This is a genomic window from Demequina globuliformis, from assembly GCF_000975155.1.
GTDB classification, from domain to species: domain Bacteria; phylum Actinomycetota; class Actinomycetes; order Actinomycetales; family Demequinaceae; genus Demequina; species Demequina globuliformis.
Genome location: NZ_BBRG01000001.1, coordinates 552,106 through 567,110 on the forward strand (window position 1 = coordinate 552,106; position 15,005 = coordinate 567,110).

Below are 15,005 nucleotides of genomic sequence, written 5' to 3' on the forward strand. Positions count from 1 at the left end.
TATCGTGATGGCAACCCCAAGGAGGAATTCATGGCCCACAAGGTCGTCATCATTGGTGCGGTTGCTGCGGGCATGTCCGCCGCCACGCGCCTACGCCGCCTCGACGAGGACGCCCACATCGTCGTCCTCGAGGCAGGCGAGCACGTGTCCTTTGCGAACTGCGGGCTGCCCTACTACGCAGGCGGCGTCATCGAGGATCGGGAGGACCTGTTGCTGCAGACCCCCGAGTCCCTCCGCGCGCGCTTCAATCTCGACGTACGGACGCGCTCGCGCGCCACGTCGATCGACCCGCAAGCAAAAACCGTCACCATTGACTCCCGGGAGCACGGACTCATGATCGAGTCATTCGACTCACTCATTCTTGCTCCCGGAGCTCGGCCAGTGGTCCCACCCATCCCCGGCGCGGAGCGTGCGCTCACGTTGCGCGACGTCGCCGACGTGGACCGCATGGTGGCGCGCATGGATGGCGCGGCGAGCGCAGTCGTCATCGGCGCAGGCTTTGTGGGGCTCGAGGTCGCGGAGAACCTGGCCCTGCGCGGGCTCAAGGTGACGGTCGTCGAAATGGCAGACCAGGTGCTGACCGCACTGGACCCGGAACTGGCGATTCGCATTGAGGAACGACTCACCAGCAACGGGATCCACGTCACGACCGGTTCAAGGGCCAGCGAGATTGCGGACGATGCCGTGGTCATCACCGGCCCCAACGGCACTCAGCGCGTCGCCGCAGACCTCGTCATCGCAGCTATAGGCGTCACGCCGGACACTCACCTTGCCCGCGACGCGGGACTCGCGATCGCGCCCAACGGCGGCATTGCCGTCGACGAAGCTATGCGCACCTCCGCTGAGCACATCTACGCGGTCGGTGACGCCGCTGCGAAGGCAGACGCATTCGGTGACTCGTCGGTGCTCATTCCGCTCGCCAATCTCGCGAACCGCCATGGGCGGCGCGTTGCTGACACCATCACCGGCCGCGACGTCTCACCGGTGGCGTCGATCGGCACCGCGGTCGTGGGTGTCTTTGGCCTCACCGCGGCCGTCACCGGCCGCACGGAGCGGCGCTTGCGCACGGAAGGCCGCCCGTACCGGGCCCTCCACACTCACCCGCTCAACCATGCCGGGTACTACCCCGGAGCATCGGCCCTGGCTCTCAAGCTCCTCGTGGACCCCACAACGGACCTCATTCTGGGCGCGCAAGCCGTGGGCGAGTCAGGAGCGGACAAACGCATCGACATCATCGCGACCGCGATTCGTGGCGGGCTACGCGCGAGTGAGCTCGCTGACCTCGAACTGGCATACGCGCCGGCGTACGGCTCCGCCAAGGACCCCGTCAACATGCTGGGATACCTCGCAGAGAACGCCGCGACGGGCGACACCCCGTCGATTCAGTGGCACGAACTCACCGCAGCGGACTTCGTAGTCGACGTGCGGACGGCGGCGGAGCACGGGCGCGGTGCCGTGTTCACCGGAGGCGACACCGTGAACATCGACCTCAATGACCTGCGCGCGCGGCACCAGGAGCTGCCCCGCGACCGGCGCGTTGTGGTCCACTGCCAGGTTGGCCAGCGCGGTCACACTGCCACGCGCCTGTTGCGCCAGCTCGGGTATGACGCCGTCAACCTCGACGGCGGGTATCTCACGTGGAGGGACGGCCAGGCGGCTACCACGCGCCCCTGATCCGCCTCGCTTTCACACCAAATGGCTCCATTTCGCTGTTATAGCTTGCTAAAACAGCCAAATGGAGCCATTTGGCGCGGGGGGTGCGGGCTGGTGGAGTCGGCTACTGGCGGCGGAGGTTCTCGCCCTTCGCATACGCCTGGTCCCGCAGGTCTTCCTGGAACGTCCGCATCGCGGCGCGGAGGTGCTCCCCCTGCTCCGTGTCCGCCGCCCCCAAAATTCGCGCAGCCAAAAGCCCGGCGTTACGCGCGCCGCCAATGGAAACTGTCGCGACGGGGACACCCGCGGGCATCTGCACAATCGACAGCAGTGAGTCCATGCCGTCGAGGTGCTTGAGAGGCACCGGCACTCCAATGACGGGCAGCGTCGTCACCGAGGCAAGCATTCCAGGCAAGTGCGCGGCACCACCGGCGCCGGCAATGATCACGCGCAAGCCCCGCGCCTCCGCCTCACGGCCGTACGCGATCATCTGTTCCGGCATCCGGTGCGCGGACACCACGTCCTTCTCAAACGCAATACCGAACTCGCCAAGGGCCGTCGCGGCTGCCTCCATGGTGGGCCAGTCGGAATCCGACCCCATCACGATTCCGACCTTGATGTTCTCGCTCATCACTGCACTCCATCCCTGACCACGGCTGCGGCGGCCACGGCCCTGTCATAGGTCTCTGCGCGGTCATCGCCGGAGAGGTTCACATGTCCCACCTTGCGCCCGGGACGCACGCCCTTGCCGTACAGGTGAATCTTCGCGGCCGGGTCCTCGACCTCGCTGAGCGACCCTTGTAGGTCCTCGCGCGCGCCCCCAAGCACGTTGGCCATGACTGTCCACTGCGCGGTCGGAGCGGTGTCACCCAAAGGCAGGTCCAGGACCGCCCGGAGGTGCTGTTCAAACTGTCCAGTCACAGCACCATCCATGGTCCAGTGACCGGAGTTGTGCGGGCGCATCGCGAGCTCGTTGATGAGGATGGCGCCGTCGACCTCGAAGAGCTCGACCGCAAGCGCACCCGTCACGCCCAGCTCGTCCGCGACGGTGCGCGCAATGCCCTCCGCCTGGCGAGCAAGCGTGGGGTCGAGGTCAGGCGCTGGCGCGGTGACTTCGGAGCAGACTCCGTCACGTTGAATGGACTCGACAACGGCCCACGTACGCGACTCGCCGCTGGGGCGGCGTGCGATCTGCACGGCAAGTTCGCGCGTAAAGGGCACCTTTTCCTCGAGCAGCAGGCGCGGGCCGCCTTGCGAGGCGGCTTCCAGCCAGGCGGTGGCATCGGCCGATGCTCGAATCACCATCACGCCCTTGCCGTCGTAGCCGCCGCGAGCGGTTTTGAGGATGGCTTCGCCACCGTGGGCATCGAGGAAAGCCTGGACGTGCGCTTCCGTTTCCGCGACGGCCCACGCGGGGTTAGGCAGCCCCAACTCGTCCATTCGGCGGCGCATCTCGATCTTGTCCTGTGCGTACCGCAGCGCGTCATGACCGGGCCGCGCGGGAACGCCGAGCGCCTCCGCTGCCTCGAAAACCTCAGCCGGAATGTGCTCGTGTTCCCACGTCAGGACAGCCGGGCGCGGGTGCGCCAGCAACTTCTCAATGGCCTCGGGATCAGTCGGCAATCCAACAACGGTCTGGTGCGCGGGGTCGGCAGCGGCGGCGGCGTCGGATTCCACGAGCACCCGGAGCGTGAGCCCCAGGTTCGTGGCCACGGGAGCCATCATGCGCGCCAACTGACCGCCACCGACGACGGCAACGATGGGGGAAGTCATGGCTACAACCTACCGGCGACTAGGCTTCCCTTTTGTGACGATGCTCCAAGGACTGCGCGCGCGCGCCGGCGAACTGCTGCGCTTTGGTGCCGTAGGCCTCGCAGGGATCGTCGTCAACCTTGGCGTCTTCAACCTCCTGCGCCTGGGCCCCTTGGCGCCTGATGCAGAAATCGCTGGCGACGACGACCGGGTGGTGACAGCGAAGATCATCGCGACCGTCGTGTCGATTCTCTTTGCCTGGTGGGCGCACCGCGGCTGGACCTTTCGCGGCCCTCAGCGCCACACTCCCACCCGAGAGCTCCTCCTATTCGCCATCATCAACGGCGTGGCCATTGTGCTTGAGGCCGCGACAGTCGCGATCAGCCACCACGGACTTGGATACGAGTCTCTTATTGCGGACAACGTGGCTTCCGTCATTGGCATCGGACTGGGCACGATTACCAGGTACATCGGCTACGACCTGTTCGTGTTCACCTCGGAGGGCCGCGCTCTCCCCGCCGTCAGCGCCGACGACGAGGGCTGATCTTCCGTCCGTGTGGGATGACCGTGTCGAGGTCAACGAGCGAGGGCACACCCTGCAAGAACACCGCGAAAACCGCAGGTACGCGGTGAGCGAGCTCTAGCCTGCCCCCGTCGGCCGTCACCAAGTCACGCGCGAGCGCGAGGCCCAACCCAGTACCCCGGCCGGACGTCACCTCGCGCTCAAAGATGCGCGGTGCCAGTTCCTCAGGAACTCCCTCGCCCTCATCACGCACCTCGATGACGGTGGCGTGGTTGTCGCCTGACTCCCGCGCGGACACCGACGTTGTGCCCGCGCCGTGGTGCAGCGAGTTCTCGATCAACGTGGCAAGGACCTGGGCGAGTCCACCAGGAGTGGCGAACACGGATACGTCGGTCGGGTGAAGCACCAGGTGACGGCCAGCAGCGTGGAAGGCCTGCGACCACTCCTCGCGCTGCTGCTCGAAGATCTCTTCGAGCGCGACTGGCTCGGTGCCAGATCCCAAGGCGCGGCGTGAGCGGCCCAGCAACTCGTCGACCACGCCCACCAAGCGCTCCACCTGCTCGAGCGACTTCTCAGCCTCCTCGCGCACCTCTTCCTGATCAGACAGAGCCGAGATCTCTTCCAGGCGCATGGTGAGCGCTGTCAACGGGGTACGCAACTGATGCGAGGCATCGGCCGCAAACTGGCGCTCCGTCGCCAACCGCGCCGCCATGCGGTCCGCCGACCGCGACAGCTCGTCCGCCACCTGGTCGATCTCCTCAATACCGGAGCGCTCCAGACGCGGGCGCACCTGACCAGTGCCCAACTGCTCGGCAGACGCGGCGAGGTACACCAACGGGGCAGTCAACCGGTTCGCCTGCCAGATGGCCATCGCCACACCCGCCGCAATCGCGACCAGGCCTGCGCCCATCACGAGGAACACGAATCTCGCCGCAGACCAGAACACGTCCCACCACGGCACGTACATGACGACGACAAGACCGTCGTCCGTGACGTGGCTGTCAGAGAACGCTGGACGCGGCTCTTCGCCTGCCGTCATCACCTCGCCGTCGGGCAGGCTCACATACACATAGGCGGGGGCGCCGGCAGCATCGGAGACGTACGAGTCGAGGACGTCTTCCGTGATGCTCTCGCCCGAGCGGTAGCGCACTTCAAGCGCACGCGCGGCGGTGGCGGTGCGCAGGTCAAGGTCACTGAGAGCGTCAGTGCGCACCAGCTCCACCGCGGCGATTCCCAAGGGGATACCGAGGAGCACCACGGCCACGGCAAGTGCAGAGACCGTGGCGCGCAGGACTCGGCGCCGCACTGGCGCCCCTACTCGTCGTTCTCGAAACGGAAGCCCATGCCGCGCACCGTCGTGATGTAGCGCGGCTTGGTGGCGTCATCGCCGAGCTTGCGGCGCAACCACGACACGTGCATGTCGAGCGTCTTGGACGGAGCGCTGGACTCCGCCTCCCACACGTCGCGCATCAAGGTGTCGCGCGACACCACCGAGCCCGCATTGGCAACGAGCAGGTGAAGCAGATCAAACTCCTTGCTCGACAGCTGCAGTTCCCGGTCATCAAGGAAGGCACGGTGTGCGGCGACATCTACCCGCACTCCTCCGACGGTCAGCTCGCCAGCGGAATCGCCCGCCACCCGGCGGCGCAGGAGCGCACGCACGCGCGCCAACAACTCCGCGAGGCGGAACGGCTTGGTGACATAGTCATCCGCACCGGCATCGAGCCCGACCACCAGATCTACCTCATCCGCGCGAGCGGTGAGCATCAGAATTGGCACCTGAAGGCCCTTGTCGCGGATGCGGCGGGCGACATCGACGCCGTCGATGTCGGGAAGTCCCAGGTCAAGGATGACCAGATCGGCGTCGTCCGCCGCTCCGACTCCCCCCATACCGGTCCCGTGCCACTCCACGTCGTAGCCCTCGCGACCCAAAGCGCGGGTCAAGGGTTCTGAAATGGTCGGGTCATCTTCGACCAAGACAATACGAGTCATGAGGCAACGATACCCGGGCGACCTGAGTTTGCAATGTGCGTCACGCCCGCATTCACGGAACTCGCGGGCTGCCCGCCGGTAGGGTGGCGCGCGTGAGTACCTCCACTGACGTGACCTTCGAGGACACGCCTCCCAGCGCCACCGCCATCCGCCGCGCGCGCATCCTCGCGTCCATGCCCGAGCGGGCCGTCCTCATGACGGTGTCGCTCGCGCTCGCGGCGGGACTCGCGGTCACCGCCGGCGCGCATTACTGGTGGACGGTACTGCCAGGCGCCGCGGTGCTCACTGTGACGGCGTGGCGCGCATGCACGCCACGCACGCTGTCGCCCCGGGACGCGGTCGCGAGCGCGATCGCGGTGGGCGGGACTGTCGTCTGGGCAATCGTGAATATGGCCATGGCCGCTGAATACCTCCTCGTAGTGCGCGATCCCGGCTTTCTCACCCTGTCCGGCCTGTGGCTGGTCGACCACGGCACCACTGACATTCCGGCCGCCGGGGCCGTGGAGGCCGCCCACGCCAGCTCGACCATGCTTCCGGACGCCTCGGAAGCATGGAACCTCAAGGGCGACGTGGTTCAGCCGCAGGGAGCGAAGATGCTCCCTGCGACCATCGCGGTGGGCGGCTGGATCGCAGGTGACAGCGGAGTCCTCGCTGCCAACGTTGCTCTTGGCGCGGTCGGCATCCTCGCCGTCTACGCGCTGGCCCGTCAGTTCCTGTCCCCCATGGCCGCGCTCGCGCCCGCTGGCGCCCTCGCACTCACTGTGTCGCACATCGGCCTGTCGCGCCCCGCCTACACCGAGCCGCTCACGCTCTTGCTCGTGGTTGCGGGCATTCTGTGGGCGTGGCGGGGTGTGGTCGAACGCTCCACCAACCTGCTCATCGTGGGCTCGATCGCCACGGGCGCGACCATGCTGGTGCGTGTCGACGGCCCCAGCTACGCCATTGGCGCACTCGCTGGTGTGGGCATTGCCCTAGCGAGCGTTAAGGCAGACGACCGGTGGCGACGCAGCGCCGCCTTCGCATACATAGGCTGGCAACTCGTCACCATTGCCGTGGGGTACCTGTCGGTTGCACTGTGGTCAACCGAGTACCTCGAGCGCCTCGCTGACGAGACGCATGCGCTGCTCATTGTCTACACCGGTTTGGCGGTCGTGGGGGGCATCTGGGCGGCGACGTGGACCGGCAGGCCCGGCCAGTGGCTCGCGCGCCTGTCAGACGCGATCGGTCGCAGGGGCGCCATCGCGATGGGCGGCGCCGTCGTCGCCGTCTTGGCGGTCTTCGCGTCGCGTCCCCTGTGGACCACGGTTCACCGCGGCACGGAAACGTCGCGGGAGGAGTTCACCAACGGCGTCGTGGAGAGTTTTCAGCGGGCGCAGGGGCTACCGCTCGAGGGCACCCGCACGTATGCGGAGTCGACCGTCACCTGGCTGTCCTATTACCTCACGTGGCCCCTCGTCATTTTGGGAATCCTGGGGTTGGGCTGGGCGACCATGCGGATGGTGCGCCGCGATGCGCCATGGGCCGTTTTCCTTGGTGCGGTCCTTGCGCCCAGTCTCTTGTACTTGTTCCGCCCGTCGATTGTGCCCGACCAAATCTGGGCGATCCGGCGCTTTGAACCCGCCACCTTGCCGGGCTTTATCCTCGCTGCGGCAGCCGCGGCATGGGCGCTCGCGGCGCTGGTGCGCACCGACCGTGGGCGCGCGGCCGCACGTCGTGTCGCTGGCGTCGGCATGCTGGTGTTGCCGCTGACGACGTGGTTCTCGCTCACCCCAGGTGAAGAGTACCCGGTGCAGGGCTCGGTGAATGTCACGACGCGCGAGATGATCGGGGCGCGCGATCAGTTGACGTCGCTATGTGCGATTGAGCCTGGGCGCCCCATCGTGTTGGTCGGCACGAGCAGCCACTTTGGATCGCTGCGCGTGATGTGTGACGCGCCCGTGGTGCTCGAACTTGGCGACCCCACCGCGGAGGAGCTGGCGCAGGTCGCCGACTCCTTTGGTCAAGCGCCGCTGGTGCTGACGCGGCAAGGAGACTCGGTGCCGTGGACACAGACACCGACTGCGGTCGTCGACTCCCAGGTCACGCATTCCGCATACACGCTTCAGGGGATCCCTCACAGCCTCATGAACCGCAATTACACCTGGTACGCGGGGGTCGTCACCCAAGACGGCACGGTCGCGCCGGTGCCTGCGGGTCACAGCGCGAGCGCGCCCTAACAGTTATCCCCAGATTTGGGGTGCGGGGCGCGGGGGCCGGTCGCGCGGCGTCACCATCGGTCGCATGCGCGTCACCGATCCACACGGCCACGACTGGGAGGTTGAGCCCGGCACTCCGATCGCCGAACTCTGCGCCGCCTGGAGCGTGGCGCGGCTGTGGTGCGGGGACGTGGCGCTCACGGATGATCACCCCACGGGTGTGCCCCCTGTCCTCGAAGGGGCCGCGCTCACATTGCGGCCCGGGCCGCTCACCGCCACCCCGCTAGGCGCGCGCGTCGAGGTGGTGCGGGGGGCCGATGCCGGTGCCATAGCCTCGCTCCACGCTCCCGTCACCGTGGGCTCGGGGGCAGAGGCAACGTTGCGAGTCGCGGACCCTACGGTGTCGCGCCTCCACGCGCGGCTTGAGCCTGGCGTGCCGCCCCGCCTCACGGATCTGGGCTCGACGAACGGGATCGGTACGCGCGTGCGCAAGGTCAGGCGGTGGCCCCAGAACGGCGCGGTGCGCCTAGGAAACTCGTGGCTCGCCGTCAGCGGCGCACCCAGCGAGGAACCCGTCGACCACAGCAGGCGAATGGCTGTTCCCTGGCCGGCCCTCGTGGGCGGGCTCGCGAGCGGAGCGGTGATTGCCGTCATCACCGGGCGGTGGTACCTGGCACTGATTGGCCTCGCCCTGCCCGCCGCGATGATGCTGACAAGGCTCGTGCAGCGCGCCCGAGCGGCACGGCCCGGCGAAGACGTACCTGCGCTTCCCTCGGGGCCACTGGCCATCCGCGGACCTCGGGAGGCCGCCGCCGGCTATGCGAGGGCGGTGATGCTGGACCGTGGCTCGCGGCTGCCCGGGTGGAACGAGCCGTGGATGAGATGGCTGCCAGACACGGCTGCGGAGGATGTCGTAGTTTTGCGACCAGGCGAGACCGCACCGTCGTGGTGTACGACGGTCGTGGACGTGACCGCCACGGGTTGCCGTGAAGCTGGGCCCCACGGGGCAGTGGACACTCCCCCACTCATGGTGAATGAGGACAGGGCCGATGCCGCCGCGCGCCGGGCTGCGGGCGAACGCGGCCGCGACGAACTCCCCAGCGAAGTGAGGTGGGCGCAGGTAGCGGGTGCCGCGCTCGATCCTGCCGCCCACGCCGCCGGCTCGCCGCGCAGCATGCAGGTGGCGCTCGGCCAATCCGCCACGGGTCCCGTCGTGATTGACCTCGACCACCATGGCCCGCACCTCCTGGTCGCGGGCACCACCGGCTCCGGGAAGTCTGTCCTCCTGGAGACCCTCGTGGCAGGCCTGGCACACGCCCACGCCCCCGCGGACCTTCACCTCGCGCTCATGGATTTCAAGGGCGGTGCGGGCCTGCGCACATGCCTGCACCTTCCCCACGTCGCCGCGACTGTGACTGACCTGGACGAGGAGCAGGCCCGCCGGGCGCTCGCAGGGCTGGCGCAAGAAGTCGCGTCGCGTAAGCACACCCTCGCCGCCCACGGGCACTCGTCGTTGGCGGACTGGGAACGCGCGGGTGGCGCGCCCGCGCGCCTGCTGGTCGTGATCGACGAGTACCAAGAGATCACGCTGCGGATGCGCACGTTTGTCCCCGAGCTCGCGCGCATCGCCGCACAGGGCCGGTCGCTCGGGCTCCACCTCGTCCTGGCGACCCAGCGGCCCTCGGGTGCCGTCACGCCTGAGGTACGTGCAAACATCGGCTCCACCATCGCGCTCAGGGTCGCCTCGGAGACCGAGTCGCGCGACCTCATCGGCTCCTCAGCCGCCGGCAGCCTCCCCAGAAACTCCCCCGGTCGGGCCATCCTGTCCGGGCCAGAAGGCGAGACCACGTTCCAGACCGCCGCGCCGCTCGCGAGCGCGGCGGCGCGCATCCGCCGGTGCGACGACCACGGTTCCCCCGGCCAGTCGTTGCCGGCGGCGGTGGCCGCTCGGTGGCAGACCCACGAGCCGGCGACCCCGCTGTGGCAACCACCCCTCCCTTCCCAGGTGAGGATTCAGCCCGACGGGGAGCGCATCGTGATCGCCCTGCGAGATGATCCCGCTCGGCGGGTTCAGGACCACGTCACCTGGACTCCAGAAGACGGCGCGCTCGTGATCGTGGGCGCCGCGCGCACGGGCCGCACCAGCGCACTAAGGGCCATCGCGCAGCAATCCCACGTGGCCGGACGCGTCCCCGTCTGGCTTCCCGCACATCCCCGCCTTGCCGCTCGCACCCTCGCGCTTGCTGCTTCGCGACCCGAGGTACTGCTACTCATCGACCGTGCGGACGCAGCGCTGCCACGGCTGTCGCATGTGGACGACGGCCAGGCACACGAGGCACTCATGGACCGCCTGTCCCTGGGCTTGCCCACAGCAATCGCGGGCACGCCCAGCCTCCCTTCCCGGCTTCACCCACGCGCTGCGGTGGTGGCAGTCCTTGAAGGAACCGACCCGCAACAGGGTGCCCTGTGGGGCGTGCCGCGCGGGGGCCTCAGCACGCCGGGAGGCGGCCCGCGTCCCGGGCGCGCGTGGGTGACCGACGCCAGCGGCGCGGGGACGGCCCAACTCGCGAGTGCACCGGCCAGCATTGAATGCCGTGGACGCGACCTCGTGACCGACCTGCCCGCGACCGTTGCGACCGGCGTGTGGGCCATAGGCGGGGACCGCCCCCGCGAGCGAGACCGACCCACCACAGCGACACTGGTGGGTCCGGACGGCCCGCTACGTCAAGCGATCGCGAACTCCATCGGCACCGGCGCCACGACGGTGGACGTCGCGGCCCTGGCACCGCACTCGGGCCTGGTCATCCTGACGGAGCCACGGTCGCGGGACGTGCGCATGGTGGCCAGGGGAGCCACGGGCGGGCTTGTCGACGATGCCGCGCCTGCGGGCAGAATCGTCATGATTGACGACGGGAATGCGTGCGCGGCCCAGTTAGGCGTGGACGTCGTCGGGCATCTCCTCGATCGCGTCCATGACCACCGCAGCACCGGCCACGACTCCCGCGACAATGGCGCACACCGCGACCACGGGAGAGGCGCTGAACATCAGCACCGCTGAGGCAACCTGCAGCACTTGCCACATGATCGCGTACGACCGGCCCCACCGCTGACCCCCGTACAATGCCCGCGCGGCGAACCCCAAAGCCACGGCGAAGACACCCAGCATTCCGGCGACCGCGATGCCAAACCCGGAGCCATCACCGGTGATCGTCTCGACCACCGTTGCCCCTGCAAAAACAGCCAAAGCGAGCGCCTCGATGCCCACGACTGCGACACCAATGGGGCGCACCACACGCTGGCGGGGCGTGAGATCATTGTTCATGTCATCCAAAGTACCGCCCCAGAAATGTGAGCCATCACACACACGGGACCTCTTGTCATCTGTTGTTAACAATGAGAACCTTGAAACAGTGACATTCGCGATGGCCGCGGCTTAAGTCCCCACTCATTCACCCTTGAACTGGGATCTGCCGCGCCTCCCCACCCCCACTGGAGGATCCCATGGATTGGCGTAACAACGCGGCTTGCCTGGACGTCGACGACCCCGAGCTCTTCTTCCCGGTCGGCAACACTGGCCCCGCCCTCGTGCAGATCGAAAAGGCCAAGGCCGTCTGCGGCACCTGCCAGGTGCGTGAAGTGTGCCTGAAGTGGGCCATGGAGCACAACCAGGACTCCGGCGTGTGGGGCGGTCTGTCTGAGGACGAGCGCCGCTCGCTTAAGCGCCGCGCCGCCCGCGCCCGCCGCGCAGCCAAGTAACGCTCGCAGCCGCCTCTCCCCTTAGCACCCAGAGGCGCTACTCCCCCACCTGGACTTCGAGGCTCACCACCGAGCCCTCGTCCGTGTTGCTCCACGTAATGTGACCGCTGAGCTCGTTCTCGACCAGCGTGCGCACAATCGATGAGCCCAAACCGGACGGTTCCGCACTGAGGCCCACCCCGTCGTCGGCGATCGTCACGGCGAGGTGGGCGTTCGTGCGTGTGGCCGTGACCGTGATGGTGCCAAGATCCCGTCCCTCGAACCCATGCTCGACCGCGTTCGTCACCAGCTCGGTGATCACGAGTGCAAGGGAAGACGAATACTGCGCGGGGATCAGGCCAAAGTCCCCCTCGCGCACAATCTTCACCTGGACGTTCGGCGAAGCAATCTCCGCGGCCATGCGCATCGAGCGCGCGGCCAGGTCGTCAAAGTTCACCAGCTCGTCGAGCGTGCCGGACAACGTCTCGTGAACGAGCGCGATCGTCGAGACCCTCCGCATGGCCTCCGCGAGCGCCTCCTTCGCCTCCGGCGCCTCGACTCGCCGCGACTGCATGCGCAACAGCGCTGCCACCGTCTGAAGATTGTTCTTCACGCGGTGGTGAATCTCGCGAATGGTCGCGTCCTTGGTGATGAGTTCACGCTCACGACGCCGTAGGTCGGACACGTCCCGGCACAGGAGGACTGCGCCGGTGCGCTCTCCGTGGTCGGTGACGGGGATGGCGCGCAGCGACAATGCCGCACCGTTGGCTTCTAGGTCAGTGCGCCAGGCAGCTCGCCCCATCACCACCATCGCGAGGGTCTCATCGATGTGTCCCTGGTCATGCACAATCTCACTCGTCACCCGTGGCAGCGAGCGGTTCATCAACGACCCTGTCACGCCTAGGCGGTGGAAGCACGACAACGCATTGGGGCTCGCGTAGGTCACGTGGCCCGCTGCGTCCAGGCGCAGCACGCCGTCGCCGACACGCGGCGCGCCGCGGCGCGGCCCCGTCACGGAGGTGGCCACCGGGAACTCGCCCCGCGTGATCATGTGCAAGAGGTCGTCCGCGGCCCCCTTGTAGTTGAGTTCGAGGCGGCTCGATGACCGCGAGACCGCCTGCGACACCTCACGGGTGAGGACCGCGATCGCACGCCCTTCCATCATCACCGGCAGAGCGTCCTCGCGCACCGCGTACGTCTCGTCCCAGCGAGGCTCGCGTGAGGCAGTAATGCCGCCCTCATCGAGGGCGCGCTGCAGGTGCGCAATGCGCCCGGCCGCTGCCATGGTGCCCACGACATCGTCCTGATGGACGGTGGGGCCCGTCGACGGCCGGCACTGAGCGATCGCGACAAAGCCATCGTCGACTGCGCGCCACAACACGAGGTCGGCGAAGGACAGGTCGGCGATGATCTGCCAGTCGGACGTGAGCAGGGCCAGCCATTCGGCCTCAGCATCAGTCAACGTCCCGTACTTCTCAGCGGTCTCTCTCAGGGTTGCCACGCCTCTAGCCTAGGGTGCACGCGCGCGGGCGGTAGCCTGGTGGCACGGCGAGAGGGGACACAGATGCATTTCACGCACGAGCACCACTTCGATGCGCCCGTGGAGGACGTGTTCGCGATGCTCGCGGACAAGGAGTTCGCGGTGAAGCGTGCGGAGACCTCTGGTGCCGACGCCTCCGACGCCGTGTTCTCCGGCTCCATTGATGAGGGCTTCACCGTCGCCATCCGCCGGGTAGTGCCGTCGTCCTCGATTCCGCAAGAGTTCCGCGGATTCATAGGCTCCGATCTCACCGTGCGGTACAGCGAGGTGTGGTCCGCGCCGCGCGGGACCGAACGCCAGGGCACGTTCTCCGTCGAAATTGTCGGGGCTCCGGGGCATGCGTCGGGCCGACTGCTCCTCACCCCGGAAGGCAACGGCACCGACTTTGTCGTGGATGGCACGGTCACAGTGCGCGTGCCGTTGTTTGGCGCCATGATCGAGAAGTCGCTTCTCAAGAACGTCATCGAGGGGCTTGAGACCGAACTCCAAGCCGCGGACGCCTGGCTCGCAGCCCGCTAGCCCATGCCGGCCGTCTTTCTCGTCTTCCTCGGCGGCATGCTTGGAGGCGCGGTGCGCATCGGCCTTGACGCGGCGATTCCAAGCGCCGGCGCTGTGCCCCTTGACCTCGTGGTGATCAACGTCGTCGGCTCCGCCGCACTTGGCGCGGTCACCGGCTGGAGCATGGTGGAGGGACGTGCCTGGTGGCTTCCCCTGGTAGGCCCGGGACTCCTCGGCGGCTTCACGACCTTTTCCTCGATCGCCGCTCTTGCGTGGAGCGCTGAGGCCGGCCTCGCCGTGGGTGCTGGCGTCCTAGCCGGCACGATGGCAGCTTCCGTCTTCGCTGCGGCCGTGGGTTGGCGCTGGGCCGTGCGGAGGGCCGATGCCAGGGAGGCTACCCGGTGAGTACGGCTTTGTTTGTGGGCGCCGTCGTGGGCTGTGGACTGGGCGCGGTCGGTCGCTACCTTTTGGGCAAGATCGACTACTCCATGGACTTTCCGTGGCACACGGTCATCGCGAATGCGGTGGCCGCCGCGCTCGTGGGAGCGTTGGCCGCCGTCGACGATCTCCACCCTGGGTGGATGATCGTGCTGGGAGCGGGTCTCGGTGGCGGGTTGTCCACGTTCTCTTCGCTCGCCGTCGACGCGGTCGTGCTGTGGAATGAGAACAGGCGCCGCGCGGCGGCGGTCTACCTCTCCATCACGTTTGCGCTCGGCCTTGCGTGCGCCGCGGGGGCGTACGCGCTGGCAGGCGTGTGGGGTTAGTCCTCGACGACGTCGACGCCACGCCAGAAGGCGACGTGGTCGCGGATCATGTCCGCGCGCGGCTTGGGGTCCCGGTAGATCCACACGGCGTCGGGGTTCGTCTCGCCGTCAACCGTGATGGACCAGTAGCTGGCCTCGCCCTTCCACGGGCACTTCGAGACCATGTCGGAGTCGCTCAGGTAGTCGGTATTGACCGAGTCCAAGGGGAAGTAGTGATTGCCTTCAACGACCACCGTCTGGTCGGACTGCGCGATCACGGCGCCGTTCCACACTGCCTTCATGGCTTTACTCCCAACGTCCCGCGGGCTGGCCGGGTGCCTGCTCGCTCCTTGGTCGACAACGCTGCCGGTCAG

At 67.7% G+C, this 15,005-nt stretch carries 14 protein-coding genes; 8 read left to right on the plus strand and 6 right to left on the minus strand.

The genetic code is table 11. The features are described from left to right. Positions 1-30 precede the first annotated feature (30 nt). A complete protein-coding gene (locus AOP75_RS02525; protein WP_062076783.1) occupies positions 31-1,674 on the plus strand; it encodes an FAD-dependent oxidoreductase in 1,644 nt (547 codons plus the stop codon). Between the two features lie 103 nt (positions 1,675-1,777). On the opposite strand, the gene purE is transcribed toward AOP75_RS02525, so the two are convergent. Continuing rightward, the gene (purE, locus tag AOP75_RS02530; RefSeq protein ID WP_062076784.1) at positions 1,778-2,284 is read right to left on the minus strand and encodes a 5-(carboxyamino)imidazole ribonucleotide mutase; all 507 of its coding nucleotides are present in this window, start codon (positions 2,282-2,284) and stop codon (positions 1,778-1,780) included. Then, positions 2,284-3,426, minus strand: coding sequence for a 5-(carboxyamino)imidazole ribonucleotide synthase (locus tag AOP75_RS02535; protein ID WP_062076785.1), 1,143 nt, complete (start codon positions 3,424-3,426; stop codon positions 2,284-2,286). Before AOP75_RS02535 ends, purE begins: the two co-directional genes overlap by 1 nt. On the opposite strand from AOP75_RS02535, the gene AOP75_RS02540 reads away from it, so the two are divergent. After that, the gene (locus tag AOP75_RS02540) at positions 3,425-3,949 is read left to right on the plus strand and encodes a GtrA family protein (protein ID WP_062076786.1); all 525 of its coding nucleotides are present in this window, start codon (positions 3,425-3,427) and stop codon (positions 3,947-3,949) included. The genes AOP75_RS02535 and AOP75_RS02540 overlap by 2 nt on opposite strands. Here the strand turns inward: AOP75_RS02540 and AOP75_RS02545 are convergent. Next, a complete protein-coding gene (locus AOP75_RS02545; RefSeq protein ID WP_062076787.1) occupies positions 3,927-5,234 on the minus strand; it encodes an ATP-binding protein in 1,308 nt (435 codons plus the stop codon). The genes AOP75_RS02540 and AOP75_RS02545 overlap by 23 nt on opposite strands. Before the next feature lie 8 nt (positions 5,235-5,242). Then, entirely contained in the window at positions 5,243-5,920 is a 678-nt protein-coding gene (locus AOP75_RS02550) for a response regulator transcription factor (RefSeq protein ID WP_062076788.1), read from the minus strand. A 92-nt stretch (positions 5,921-6,012) separates the two neighbouring features. Here AOP75_RS02550 and AOP75_RS02555 point away from each other — a divergent pair, with 92 nt between their 5' ends. The 3 genes from AOP75_RS02555 to AOP75_RS02565 all read left to right on the plus strand — a co-directional run bounded on the left by AOP75_RS02555 (position 6,013) and on the right by AOP75_RS02565 (position 11,871). Beyond that, the gene (locus tag AOP75_RS02555; RefSeq protein ID WP_062076789.1) at positions 6,013-8,136 is read left to right on the plus strand and encodes a glycosyltransferase family protein; all 2,124 of its coding nucleotides are present in this window, start codon (positions 6,013-6,015) and stop codon (positions 8,134-8,136) included. A 64-nt stretch (positions 8,137-8,200) separates the two neighbouring features. Further along, the gene (locus AOP75_RS02560; protein ID WP_062076790.1) at positions 8,201-11,173 is read left to right on the plus strand and encodes a type VII secretion EssC family protein; all 2,973 of its coding nucleotides are present in this window, start codon (positions 8,201-8,203) and stop codon (positions 11,171-11,173) included. A 443-nt stretch (positions 11,174-11,616) separates the two neighbouring features. Then, a complete protein-coding gene (locus AOP75_RS02565) occupies positions 11,617-11,871 on the plus strand; it encodes a WhiB family transcriptional regulator (RefSeq protein WP_062076791.1) in 255 nt (84 codons plus the stop codon). Between the two features lie 37 nt (positions 11,872-11,908). On the opposite strand, the gene AOP75_RS02570 is transcribed toward AOP75_RS02565, so the two are convergent. Continuing rightward, entirely contained in the window at positions 11,909-13,351 is a 1,443-nt protein-coding gene (locus tag AOP75_RS02570) for a sensor histidine kinase (RefSeq protein ID WP_062076792.1), read from the minus strand. Between the two features lie 63 nt (positions 13,352-13,414). Between AOP75_RS02570 and AOP75_RS02575 the strand changes: the two genes are divergently transcribed. The 3 genes from AOP75_RS02575 to AOP75_RS02585 are packed head-to-tail and all read left to right on the plus strand — an operon-like array spanning position 13,415 to position 14,652. Continuing rightward, positions 13,415-13,909: a DUF2505 domain-containing protein gene (locus AOP75_RS02575; protein ID WP_062076793.1), complete on the plus strand. Its 495-nt coding sequence runs from the start codon at positions 13,415-13,417 to the stop codon at positions 13,907-13,909. A gap of 3 nt (positions 13,910-13,912) precedes the next feature. Next, positions 13,913-14,293: a fluoride efflux transporter FluC gene (locus tag AOP75_RS02580; RefSeq protein ID WP_062076794.1), complete on the plus strand. Its 381-nt coding sequence runs from the start codon at positions 13,913-13,915 to the stop codon at positions 14,291-14,293. Next, positions 14,290-14,652 (plus strand): CrcB family protein, encoded by a 363-nt coding sequence (locus tag AOP75_RS02585; protein ID WP_062076795.1) that lies wholly within the window; start codon positions 14,290-14,292, stop codon positions 14,650-14,652. The genes AOP75_RS02580 and AOP75_RS02585 overlap by 4 nt, the downstream gene beginning before the upstream one ends. Here AOP75_RS02585 and AOP75_RS02590 read toward each other — a convergent pair. After that, positions 14,649-14,933, minus strand: a complete 285-nt coding sequence (locus tag AOP75_RS02590) for a DUF427 domain-containing protein (protein ID WP_062076796.1) — start codon at positions 14,931-14,933, stop codon at positions 14,649-14,651. The genes AOP75_RS02585 and AOP75_RS02590 overlap by 4 nt on opposite strands. Positions 14,934-15,005 lie beyond the last annotated feature (72 nt).